The sequence below is a fragment of the Gammaproteobacteria bacterium genome (assembly GCA_024235095.1).
In the GTDB taxonomy this organism is placed as follows: Bacteria; Pseudomonadota; Gammaproteobacteria; order Competibacterales; family Competibacteraceae; genus UBA2383.
In genome coordinates, this window is record JACKNC010000001.1 from 822,853 (window position 1) to 834,743 (window position 11,891).

The 11,891-nt window shown below is 57.9% G+C and carries 11 protein-coding genes and 2 pseudogenes; 8 read left to right on the forward strand and 5 right to left on the reverse strand.

What is annotated here, in order from left to right; genetic code table 11:
• Positions 1-6: 6 nt before the first annotated feature.
• From lpxD to H6973_03525, 7 genes and pseudogenes are all read left to right on the forward strand, one after another.
• Positions 7-1,041, forward strand: coding sequence for a UDP-3-O-(3-hydroxymyristoyl)glucosamine N-acyltransferase (gene lpxD / locus H6973_03495; GenBank protein ID MCP5124721.1), 1,035 nt, complete (start codon positions 7-9; stop codon positions 1,039-1,041).
• Positions 1,042-1,062: 21 nt separating this feature from the next.
• Entirely contained in the window at positions 1,063-1,503 is a 441-nt protein-coding gene (fabZ, locus tag H6973_03500; protein MCP5124722.1) for a 3-hydroxyacyl-ACP dehydratase FabZ, read from the forward strand.
• The gene (gene lpxA / locus H6973_03505) at positions 1,500-2,273 is read left to right on the forward strand and encodes an acyl-ACP--UDP-N-acetylglucosamine O-acyltransferase (GenBank protein MCP5124723.1); all 774 of its coding nucleotides are present in this window, start codon (positions 1,500-1,502) and stop codon (positions 2,271-2,273) included. The genes fabZ and lpxA overlap by 4 nt, the downstream gene beginning before the upstream one ends.
• A gap of 173 nt (positions 2,274-2,446) precedes the next feature.
• A complete protein-coding gene (gene lpxB / locus H6973_03510; GenBank protein ID MCP5124724.1) occupies positions 2,447-3,604 on the forward strand; it encodes a lipid-A-disaccharide synthase in 1,158 nt (385 codons plus the stop codon).
• A 245-nt stretch (positions 3,605-3,849) separates the two neighbouring features.
• Positions 3,850-4,815 (forward strand): annotated as a pseudogene (locus tag H6973_03515) (IS5 family transposase).
• Positions 4,816-5,224: 409 nt separating this feature from the next.
• The gene (locus tag H6973_03520) at positions 5,225-5,551 is read left to right on the forward strand and encodes a 1-pyrroline-5-carboxylate dehydrogenase (GenBank protein MCP5124725.1); all 327 of its coding nucleotides are present in this window, start codon (positions 5,225-5,227) and stop codon (positions 5,549-5,551) included.
• A gap of 135 nt (positions 5,552-5,686) precedes the next feature.
• Positions 5,687-6,813, forward strand: a pseudogene (locus H6973_03525) (ISAs1 family transposase).
• Between the two features lie 192 nt (positions 6,814-7,005).
• On the opposite strand, the gene H6973_03530 reads toward H6973_03525, so the two are convergent.
• On the reverse strand, positions 7,006-7,641 hold the full coding sequence (locus tag H6973_03530) for a glutathione S-transferase family protein (protein ID MCP5124726.1): 636 nt from the start codon (positions 7,639-7,641) through the stop codon (positions 7,006-7,008).
• A 416-nt stretch (positions 7,642-8,057) separates the two neighbouring features.
• Positions 8,058-8,909, reverse strand: coding sequence for an alpha/beta hydrolase (locus H6973_03535; GenBank protein ID MCP5124727.1), 852 nt, complete (start codon positions 8,907-8,909; stop codon positions 8,058-8,060).
• Positions 8,910-9,048: 139 nt separating this feature from the next.
• Here H6973_03535 and H6973_03540 point away from each other — a divergent pair, with 139 nt between their 5' ends.
• The gene (locus H6973_03540; GenBank protein ID MCP5124728.1) at positions 9,049-9,789 is read left to right on the forward strand and encodes an alpha/beta fold hydrolase; all 741 of its coding nucleotides are present in this window, start codon (positions 9,049-9,051) and stop codon (positions 9,787-9,789) included.
• Between the two features lie 29 nt (positions 9,790-9,818).
• Here H6973_03540 and nusB read toward each other — a convergent pair whose 3' ends face one another.
• The 3 genes from nusB to ribB are packed head-to-tail and all read right to left on the reverse strand — an operon-like array spanning position 9,819 to position 11,891.
• Positions 9,819-10,244 (reverse strand): transcription antitermination factor NusB, encoded by a 426-nt coding sequence (gene nusB / locus H6973_03545; GenBank protein ID MCP5124729.1) that lies wholly within the window; start codon positions 10,242-10,244, stop codon positions 9,819-9,821.
• A gap of 27 nt (positions 10,245-10,271) precedes the next feature.
• Positions 10,272-10,748, reverse strand: a complete 477-nt coding sequence (gene ribE, locus H6973_03550; protein MCP5124730.1) for a 6,7-dimethyl-8-ribityllumazine synthase — start codon at positions 10,746-10,748, stop codon at positions 10,272-10,274.
• 39 nt (positions 10,749-10,787) lie between these two features.
• A complete protein-coding gene (gene ribB / locus H6973_03555) occupies positions 10,788-11,891 on the reverse strand; it encodes a 3,4-dihydroxy-2-butanone-4-phosphate synthase (protein MCP5124731.1) in 1,104 nt (367 codons plus the stop codon).

The following is an 11,891-nucleotide window of genomic DNA, read 5'->3' on the forward strand; positions in this document are numbered from 1 at the left end:
TTTTCGATGACCACGCTCGGCGAGATTGCCGTTGTATCCGGCGCGCGCCTGCGGGGCGGGGATACAGCGACGGTCATCACTGGCGTAGCGTCATTGGACAGTGCGGAAACCGGGCAGCTCAGTTTTTTGATTCATTCCCGCTACCGACATTATCTTCCAGCCACTCGTGCGGCGGCGGTTATTGTGTCGCCGAGGGATGCTGCGGCTTGTCCGGCGCCGGCGCTAATCGCCGATAACCCGCATATCGCCTACGCACGGGCGGCTGCGCTGTTCGAACCGGTAGCTGAACCGCAGACGGGCGTTCATTCCACCGCCTGGGTTGATTCTAGGGCGCGAATTGCCAAAAACGTCTGGATTGGTCCGCACTGCGTGGTAGAAGCGGGCGCTACCATCGAAACGGGCGTTAGTGTGGGACCCCACTGTGTGATTGGCGAACAAGCGCTGATCGGGGCGGCAAGTCGCCTGATGGCGCGGGTGACGGTCTGTCATCGGGTGCGGTTGGGACGCCGGGTGTTAGTACATCCAGGCGCAGTGATCGGTAGCGATGGTTTTGGGCTGGCTCTTGAGCAGGATGGCCGTTGGCTCAGAGTGCCGCAACTCGGCAGTGTCCGGATCGGCGACGATGTCGAGATCGGCGCTAACACCACCATTGACCGCGGCGCTTTGGAAGACACGGTGATCGAGGACGGAGTCAAGCTGGATAATCAGATTCAGATCGCTCACAACGTCCATATTGGGGCCCATAGCGCGTTGGCCGGTTGTGTTGGCATTGCAGGCAGCGCGCGCATTGGTCGGCATTGCATGTTGGGAGGAGGCGTGGGCGTTGCCGGTCATTTAACTATTGCCGATCGAGTCCAGGTAACAGGGATGTCATTGGTGGCCCAGTCCATCACGCAATCCGGCGTTTATTCCTCAGGACTGGCGGTTGAACCGAACCGGCTATGGAACAGGATCAGCGCCCGTTTGCGTCGACTGGATGAACTGTTCCGCCGGTTAACCGCTCTGGAAAAAACAATCAAGCGCCAAGATGGCTCTGTTTGAGGGGATAAGACTTTGGAATCGATGGATATTCAGGGGATTTTGGAATACTTGCCACATCGCTATCCGTTTCTGTTGATCGATCGGGTGCTGGCGATTGATCCTGGGCGATCGCTAACTGGTCTCAAAAACGTCAGTTTTAACGAACCGTTTTTTCTCGGACACTTTCCTCAACGGCCCATCATGCCCGGCGTGCTGATTCTGGAGGCGCTGGCGCAGGCCACCGGAATTCTGGCTTTCAAGAGTCAGGAAGAAAAACCGGACCATCATTCCATGTACTACCTGGTTGGAGTTGATAATGCGCGCTTCAAGCGACCGGTAGAGCCGGGCGATCAACTGATCGTGGAAGTACGATTGGATCGCATCAAGCGCGGCGTCGGTAAGTTTTTCGGCGAAGCGAAGGTCGATGACCAACTCGTAGCAACTGCCGAATTCTTGTGCGCCAAACGGGACATTGACCTGTGATCGATGCGCGCGCCGTGGTAGACCCATCGGCCCAACTCGCGCCGGACGTGACCGTCGGCCCGTTTTCGGTGATCGGACCGAATGTGGAGATTGACAGGGGCACCTGGATTGGCCCACATGTGGTCATTCAAGGACCAACTCGTATTGGCCACGATAATCGTATCTACCAGTTTGCCTCGCTCGGCGAGATGCCCCAGGACAAAAAATATGGCGGTGAACCGACCCGTCTGGAGATTGGCGACCGCAACACCATCCGTGAGTTCGTGACCATCAATCGCGGTACGGTGCAGGATGCTGGCGTCACCCGGCTGGGCGATGACAACTGGATCATGGCTTATGTCCACGTTGCTCATGATTGTGTGGTCGGCAATCGAACGATCTTTGCTAATGGAGCGTCGTTGGCCGGTCATGTTCATATTGAGGACGATGTGGCGTTGGGGGGATTCGCCCTGGTTTATCAATTCACCCGGCTTGGTGCGCACAGTTTTTGCGGCTTCGCCTGTGGGGTGCATCGGGATGTGCCTCCCTACGTTACGGTGGCCGGTTACCGCGCTGAACCCTATGGCATCAACGCCGAAGGGTTGCGTCGACGTGGTTTCGCTGATGAGGAAATTCAGGCCGTTCGTCGCGCTTACAAGGTGATTTACCGCGCCAATTTACGGCTGGAAGAAGCCGTGGAGAAGGTGAGAGAGATGACGGTGGATTTTCCGCGTCTGCAAATTCTGGCCGATTTCCTGGCTGCGCCATCCCGTAATGGCATCGTCCGCTAACTTATACCCATTCCCATTATGTTCAATGACATTGCCGCAGAGTCTCCCCCCTTTGAAAAAGGGGGGTCGGGGAAGATTTCGACAGGCAGCGTCAATCCACGGTGTTCAAATCCCCCCTCACCCCCCTTTGCTAAAGGGGGGAATCCAGGGTTCAAAACCTATCGAGAAACGGTATTACGTTGGTTATGCACATCGCTCTGGTTGCAGGTGAGCCTTCCGGCGATCTGCTGGGCGCCAGTCTCATCGCCGCCTTGAAGGCGCGCTATCCCCAGGCGCGGTTCACTGGGATTGGTGGACCGGGCATGATCGCCCAGGGTTTACAAAGTTTGGTTCCCCTTGAGCAACTAGCGGTGATGGGGCTGGTGGAAGTGCTGCGCCATTTGCCGGAACTGTTTCGCATCCGGCGGCAACTGCGCCAGCAACTGACAACTGCCCGCCCCGATGTCTTTATCGGCATTGATGCGCCGGATTTCAACCTGGGTCTGGAGCGCCAGCTGCGCGCTTGTGGTATTTGCACCGCACATTATGTCAGCCCGACGGTGTGGGCGTGGCGCCCTTGGCGAGTGCGCAAGGTCGCCTGCGCCGTGGATCTAATGCTGACGCTGTTCCCTTTCGAAGAAGCATTCTACGCGCGCCACGGTGTCCCAGTGCGCTATGTGGGACATCCGCTGGCCGATGCGATTCCTCTGCACAACGATGCTGGGGAGGCTCGGCGGCAACTAGGTTTATCGTTCCTGGATGGAAGGCGCGTCATTGCCTTGCTGCCTGGCAGTCGCCGTGGTGAAATCGGGCGTATGGGGGCACTGTTTCTCGATACCGCGCGCTGGTTGCACGCGCAGCAGCCTGATGTGCATTTTCTGATGCCGGCAGCGACTCCCCAACTGTATGTGACGCTGGAAAAATTGCGATCCGAACATGCGCCGGATTTGCCCTTGACGCTGATGCAGGGGCATTCCCGCGAGGTCATGGCCGCTGCCGATGTCGTGTTGCTGGCTTCAGGCACCGCGACTCTGGAGGCCATGCTGCTCAAGCGGCCTATGGTGGTAGCTTACCGGGTGGCGCCGCTCACGGCCTGGATCGCCCGGCGACTGGTGACGATTCGACATTTCGCCCTGCCCAATCTGCTGGCTGGGCGGGAAAGGGTCCCGGAATTTTTCCAGGAAGCGGCAACCACGCCACGCTTGGGCGCTGCGCTGCTGGAGTGGCTGGCGGATTCTTCCAGAGTTGAAGATCTGACCAGGGAATTCGAAGCGCTGCATATCTGCCTGCGTCACAACGCCACCGAACAAGCGGCAAATGCTATCGCTGACTTATTGGGGATTAGGGATTAGAGGATGGAAAGAAGCAGGACCTATCTCGTCAGTCGTAATGTCGCTAAATCCTGTCATGGTATAGTCTTGCCGATTGTGATCCCCATATTCTTGGTGAATCCAGTTTGAATGGAACTGTCTAATCAGTGTAGAAGACTGATCCAGATGATGCCTCGTTTGGAGGAGTACTGCCATGAACAGGCGTTGGTGCATAAATACCTTTTGGACTGTCAAAGTAGTTAAGCCCCCCGACTGGAGAAGCTGTCATGACCGCCGAAGCGATTCCAGCGGCACAAACGGCCCCTCAAAAAGTCCAGTATCGAGTTACGAACTGGCCCGAGTATGATCGCGCCTTGGTGCGACGGGGCCGTTTGACGATCGGGTTTGACGAGGAATTTTTGCGCGAGCACTGGCGGCCCGCGCCGACGGGCCGACGGGGTGCACCGTTCTAGTATTCCGATAGCGCCATTCAAGCGCTGTTGACCCTGAAGGCGGTGTTCGATGTGCCCTACCGCATGGTGGAAGGGCTGGCGGGTTCGATCGTCTCGTTGATGGGATTGACGTTGTCCATTCCCGACCACACCCTGCTGTCGCGCCGGGCCCAGACCCTGACGGTCCAGATTCCGCGCCGCCAGCGGGCCAAACCGATGCATGTGGTGGTGGATTCGACCGGGTTGAAGATCGACGGCGAAGGGGAGTGGAAGGTACGCCGGCATGGGGCGGGGAAGCGGCGGACGTGGCGTAAGGTGCATTTGGCCTTTGATGCGGAGGTCAAAGATGCCCTGGCCGTCGAGGTGACCACGGAGGCCTGGACGGACGGTGAAGTGTTCCAGGGATTGCTCGATCAAATTGAGAGGGACATTGCGCAAGTGGATGGGGATGGCGCTTACGACACCCGCGGCGTGTACGACGCGGCTATGAAACGCGAGGCGACGGTGGCGGTGCCGCCCCGAGAGAATGCCGTGCCGTGGGAGGCGGATCATCCCCGCACTCAAGCAGTGGCCACCATCGCCGGGCAGGGGCTGCCCGCCTGGAAACAAGCCGTCGGCTATCATCGCCGCAGTCTCGCCGAACATGGCATCGACCGCTTTAAACAACGGTTCGGTGAGCGTCTGGCCTCCCGCCTTTTCGAAACCCAGGTCACGGAGGTGCATGTCCGAGTGGCCGCCTTGAATGTCATGACCTACCTCGGCATGCCCGTTTCCGTCCCCTGCAGGGCTATTCTGTCTTGAAAAAACAGAGAGAGGGGAAAATATCGCCCTCAGTTTATTTATGCACCAACGCCGAGCCAGTCATCAATGCTCGTTCGATCGATACCGAATAAATCAGCCACTCACTCTGGGCTATAGTGCTTTTCATCGATCGCACGGACGGCAATCCGACGTAGATCATTCATCACTTCATCAGGGATTTTACGTGCATCAAACATCCACTCAGCGTTCATGGCAGTACTCCTCCAAACGAGGCATCATCTGGATCAGTCTTCTACACTGATTAGACAGTTCCATTCAAACTGGATTCACCAAGAATATGGGGATCACAATCGGCAAGACTAATGGACAACACCGATCATTCAGCGAGTGAGCAATGTTCAGCCAGTGGTTAAATCATACGGTTTACGTGAAGGTTTATGCGAACCGCATGGAACTGAAGCATCTATCGACCGGAAAGACCGTGACGGAAATCCCTGTTCAGCCTTTTACCACTGCACGGTTACTGGTAGGCCAATTCACGGTTGCCGAGGCCACGCTAGCAAAGGGTCTGCGTAGGTTAAAGCAGCGAGCGTGGTGGTTGATCAAGCCGTGCATTGTAATGCACCCTCTGGAAAAGACCGAACAAGGACTCAGCGAGGTCGAGGAGCGTGTTTTCAAGGAATTAGCAGCGGGGGCCGGCGCCAGAAAGACAGTGGTCTGGGTGGGGCCGGCGCTGATGGATCGTGAGGCCATAGCCGCCGTCAAGCGGGTCTGATCGGGTATTATGACGTACTGTGAGAAATTTGGTCGTCCTTCAGGGTCACCATCCAGGGCAATCGCGCTATGCAGGGAGTTGACAGGAGATGGAGGGCTGGGATAACGGAACCTGGTTATTGGATGGAGAGGACTGATATTGCCCCGATGACTCGACCCGCGCCCCTATTTCGCCGGCCTACCTGATCCGCGCCGCAAGACCCGGAACAAGCTCCATAAACTCCATGATATTCTGATGATGGTGCTCTGTGCGGTACTCAGTGGTGTGGAAGACTGGGTGGGGATGGCGGACTTTGCCGAAGAGAAGGAAGCCTGGTTGCGGGGGTTTTTGGAGTGACCCAATGGGATTTCCTCGCACGACACCTTGAGCGACGTGCTGGGGCGGATGGACCCGGTCGCGTTCCAGACGGTCTTTACCGCTTGGGCGACGGCCGCGTTACCTCATTGGGTCGGCCAACAGATTGGTGTGGATGGCAAGACGGTGCGCGGGAGCCGGGACGGTGAAAACCCGGCGGTGCATCTCGTCGGTGCGTTTGCCGGGCAGGCCCGTTGGGTGTTGGCGCAGCAGGCGGTGGCGGAGAAGTCCAACGAGATCACGGCGATCCCAAACCTGCTGGAGTTGCTTGACCTCCAGGGGGCGGTGGTGTCGCTCGACGCCATAGGTGGCCAAAAGACGATCGCCCGTCAGATTGTGGAGGGGGCGCCGACTACGTACTGGCGCTCAAGGACAACCATCCAACCGTCTGCGAGGACGTCCAGCTCTGGCTGGATACCGAAGTGGCGTGCGCGCGCCTGCCCGTGCTGGAAACGGTGGAAAAAGACCACGGCCGGATCGAGATTCGCCGCTATGCCCTGAGCAGCCAGATCGACTGGCTGGAAGCGAAACCGGATTGGGTGGGACTCCACGCGGTCGGCCGGGTGGAGTCCATCCGGCTCATCGGCAACCACACGCGTACCGAATGTCGCTATTTCCTGTGCTCGCTGGCGGATCGCGACCGGTTTGCCGCCACCGTCCGCGGCCATTGGGGGATCGAAAACCAACAGCACTGGGTCTTGGACGTGCAATTTGGCGAAGATGCCTGCCGGACTCGAAAGAATCACTCGGCGGCGAATTTGGCCGTGATTCGTCGCATGGCTCGCAACGTGTTGCGCCACAACGGCCCGCCGCGCGACAGCATCCGCCGCCGTAAACTCCGGGCCACCCTCAATGATGATTACCGGTTACGTCTCCTCTTCGGCCAGCCCAGTCCGATTACCACATAGCGCGATTGCCCTGGGTCACCATCGGCGCTGCGACCTTGCGGCGAATTTGCCCACCACGAGGCGCCGAGCAGCAGGTCTTCTGCTGGATATGAACCCTTAACTTAAACAAAGCGAATCCCCAACGTTGCCGGAGGGTGGTTCGGATTCCCCGGCACCAGTAGGGAAGGTGATCGCGCTATTGCAATGCCCCTGTCACGCAATCGGTGGGACAACGCCCTGTTCTCGTTGGATCGCCTGTGCCCTAGCCGAGCGCTCCAACAACCGATCCGCGTAGGTCTCCAGCGTCGCATGACCGAACGGCATTGCAAACGCGCGCGCCCAGGCTAATGTGTGCGCGGCGAGAAGATCGGCTACCGTGAAGCGCTCTCCGACCAGAAACGTCCGCTCGCCTAAGCCGGTCGCCAACACACGTGCGGCCACGCCCCATTCCCAGTGCGCCGTATCGAAAATCGCCGGGACGCGCCGCTTTTCCGGTAAGGCGAAGCGATGTTTAGTGATCGTCCACAACGGTTGTTCTAGTTCGCTCAGGATGAAAAAGCACCACTGATTATACAGCGCGCGCTCCACGGAACCGGGGGGTGGCGTCAGACCGCTGGTGGAGAAGCGGTCGCCAAGATAGGTGCAAATCGCCGCCGATTCGTTCAGAATCAACTCGCCATCGACCAGCGTCGGCACCTTGCCGCCGGGATTAAGCGCCAGGTAATCCGGTTGGCGACCATCACCGGCCAACAAGTTGACCGGGTGATATTCGTAAGTCGCGCCGACTTCCTCCAATGCCCAGACCACGCGTTGGGAGCGCGTATTCGGGCAACCATAGACGTGCAACATTTCGTTTCTCCGCAAAAGAGCAGGGTGTTTATCACTATAGGCGTCCAGGTTAGGTCACGCCTGGGAAAATCACGATGTGCGGGGTGGACCCGGCGTAATGCAGGACAACGCGCTCTGTTTCTCAATGATTGGAAAAACTCCATATTAAACTACTTCATGCATCGCGTAACGACCGAGGTGATTGAAGCTTACCACCTATCAGTTCTGCATCACAGGCCGTTGTAGATGTTGTAGCCCGGATGAAGCGAAGCGGAATCCAGGGCTACGAGTTACGAGCTGCAAGCTATCGATCTGTCCGCGATGAGGAACTGATAGGTGGTAAGCATTAAGTCCTCACCATCTATCAGCTTGTTCCAAAACAAGGTCACAGCGCATTTTGATAGATTTCCTGCAACCTTGGGGCGTTAAGAACGGAGTCAATCCGCCAGCAGCCAGTCGCGCACTACGGCGATTTGATCGTCGGCCATCAGCGCCGGGGCATGGCCCATACCGGGAAACTCGATCAATTTCGCCTTGGGGCCGCGTTCGGTCATGGCGACCGCGTCAGCATGATCCAGTATGTCGGAATATTCGCCGCGCAGCACCAGGGTTGGGCAGGGTACAGCGTCCCACAATGGCCACAGGTCAATATCCTTCAAGTCTAGCGTCTTGAAATTCACGGCGATGCCCGGATCGTAAGCGAGCGTATAGCGACCATCCTCCAGTTGCCGGGCGCTATGCACCGTCATATGCCGCCATTGCTCATCCGTTAAATTGCCGAATGCGGCGGCGATCGTGCGCAGGAAGCGCTCCATTTTATCAATGCTTTCAAAGACGATAATCTGGCCGACATAATCCGCAACCCGCTCCAGTCCCGCAGCGGGAATGCGCGGACCAATATCATTGATAACCAGCTTGTGGATCGGAGTCCCGGTATGACTGGCCAGGAACAGGCCGATGAGGCCCCCCATCGATGTACCGACAAAATCCACCCGCTCGGCGTCAATGCGCGCCAGCAGCATAGCCATGTCGTTCACGTAAAGCGGATAGGTATAGTCCGCTTTGTCGGTCAGCCAGTCGCTTTGACCTCGTCCGACGACGTCCGGGCAAAGCACTCGATATTCCTGTTCCAGCGTGGCGGCCAGAAAATCGAAATCACGACCGGTGCGGGTCAACCCGTGGACACAGACCAGGACTTTGGGATTGTCGGGATCGCCCCATTCGGTGTAGTGGACCCGATGAAAGCCGTGGGGACCGAGAGCGCGATAATAGCGGGAAGTCATGCTCATCGAAAACGTGCTCCTCTCTCTCCCGCCTAAGGGGAGGATTGGGGTGGGAAATAAGGCATCTAAATGACCGAATTATCGGGAAAGCCAAACTGGATGGCTATAATAACCGCCATTCACCTCATAGGGAGCATATAAGCGCATGGCGATCCTGCATTACACCGAAAGCGGTCAGGGCGAACCATTGATTCTATTGCACAGCGGCGGCATGAGCGGCGCGGAATGGCAACCGCAACTTTCCCTGCTAGCGCGTCATTTCCGGGTGATTGTCCCTGATCATTTGGGACATGGCCGCACTCCCATGATCGCCGACCGGCTTACCGTCAGCGACATGGGCCGTGCTGTATTAGAACTGATGGATGAATTGACGTTGCCAGCGGCGAATTTGGCAGGTTCCTCGATGGGTGGAGCCGTGGCGCTGTGGCTGACCCTTCACTACCCCGCGCGGGTGAAACGGCTGGTATTGTATCGGATCGGCTACCGCAAGGATGAAGTCACCTATGCCGGAACCCGCAATATGGCTGACCCGGAGTACTGGCGCAGCGTGGGGATGCACAAATGGCTAAGCGACGTTCATCATCCCCAGGGCGGGCCGGATGCCTGGGAGGACGTCATCCTGCGGGTTTCAGAAGCGCTGGAACCGGCGACCAGCGATCATGCCCACGATCTGGAGATTCTGGAGCGCATCACTCAACCGACGCTGATCGTGGTCGGCGATCGTGACCCAGTAGCGCCGCTGGATCAGATTCTGGAAATGTTCGGCGCCATTCCAAACTGTGGACTCTGGATCATGCCGTATGCAACCCATGTGACTGCAACCAGTACCTGGCGAGCAGAATCGTTCGCGCTGGAGATCATCCGGTTTTTGCAACGGCGGGAATGACCGCGCGCAATGCCGCTCGTCGGAAATCATCAGCGACGGGCGCATTCGACCGGCCGGATTACATGAGCCAGCTTGTCAAGCACCCCGTTGACGAAACGATGGCCCTGTTCCGCGCCAAACAGCTTGGCCAACTCCACAGCTTCGTTGATGATGATCCGATAGGCGATGTCGGGACGTTGCATTAACTCATAGCCACCGATGCGCAGAATGGCTTGTTCTACCAGGTCCACCTGAACTAGTGGCCGATCCAGGAACGGCTCCAAAGCAGCGTCAATTTCGGTCATGCACTTAGGCGTTTCATGCACCAGTTCTCGAAAATAACCAGGATCGGCCTTGAGCAAATCCTGATCGGCCAGGAACTCGCTGGCAATGATCGCCGGGTCCTGACCCGTCATCTGCCACTGATACAATGCCTGCGCGGCGCAGCGCCGCGCCCAACTGCGTTTGCCGGGCAAATTTTTGCGAGGGGGTTCGGTCACTTTTCAACTTTCCAGTCGGCGCAGCAGGCTGACCATTTCCAGCACCGCCATCGCGGCTTCAACGCCCTTGTTGCCCGCCTTGGTTCCGGCGCGCTCCACCGCCTGTTCAATCGTGTCCACGGTCAACACGCCGAAACCGACCGGCAGATCGTACTTCAGCGAGACGCCGGCCAATCCTTTCACACACTCGCTGGCGACGTATTCGAAATGGGGAGTGCCGCCGCGAATAATCGCGCCCAGCGCGACAATACCGTCATAGCGTTCGCTGGCGGCCAAGCGCTGGGCGGCCAGGGGCAGTTCAAACGATCCGGGCGTCCAGATCAGGTCGATATTGGTCTCGGGCATCCCATGCCGGCGCAAGGCATCCACCGCGCCGTCAATCAGGTTTTGCACGATAAAGCTGTTGAAGCGCGCCGCCACTAGGGCTAAGCGGGCATCCTGAAGTGGAGTGAAGTCGCCTTCTATAGTGTTGACTTGCATAGCTAGGATTCCGTGATAATAAATTGGGGAATAACAAGGTCAGGAAACATATTCGACGACTTCCAGGTTAAAACCGGACAGCCCGCTGAGACGTTTGGGCGCGCCCAGCACGCGCATGCGCTGGACGCCGATATCCAGCAGAATCTGCGCGCCAATGCCATAAGTGCGCAATTCAGCCGAAGGATCAGTCGCACGAGAGGTTTCGCCAGCGCCAAATTGATAACCGCGCATCCGCCGAATCAGCGTCGCAGGATCCTCCGGGCGACTGAGCAGCACCAGGATCCCGGTTGATTCATTCGCCACCCGTTGCAGGGCATCGCGCAAGGGCCAACCACTGTCGGGAAGTTGTAGAGTCAACAGGTCGCTGAGCAAATGCTGGACATGCACCCGCACCAGCACCGGTTCGCCAGCCTGAATCTCGCCCTTGACCAGCGCGAAATGCACCTGCCGACCCACGACATCCTGGTAAGTCAATACGCGGAACAGTCCGAATTCAGTGGCCATTACCGTATCTGCGACCCGTTCAACGGTCTTTTCGTTCTGCATCCGGTAGTGAATCAAATCGGCAATAGTGCCGATTTTGACGCCATGCTGTTCAGCAAAGCGCTCCAGATCAGCGCGTCGGGCCATGCTCCCGTCTTCATTAAGGATTTCGACAATGACCGCTGCTGGCTCTAGTCCGGCTAATCGGGTCAGATCGCAGCCGGCCTCCGTGTGGCCAGCGCGCGTCAGCACTCCACCAGGTTGGGCCATTAATGGGAAGATATGACCGGGTTGCACCAGGTCTTCAGGTCGGGCATCGGGCCGCACCGCGGTGCGGATGGTATGGGCGCGGTCGTAGGCGGAGATGCCGGTAGTCACGCCTTGAGCGGCTTCGACCGAAACCGTGAAGTTGGTGGAATAGGGGGTTGCATTATCCTGCACCATGAGCGGCAGACGCAGTTGTTGGCAGCGTTCGCGAGTCAAGGTCAGACAAATCAGGCCACGCCCGTAGCGGGCCATGAAGTTGATATCTTCCGGGCGCACCAGCGAAGCGGCCATTAGCAGATCGCCTTCATTTTCCCGGTCTTCATCGTCCATGATGATGACCATGTGACCCTGTCGCAGGTCGGTAAGAATGTCGTCAATGCGATTTAATGCCAT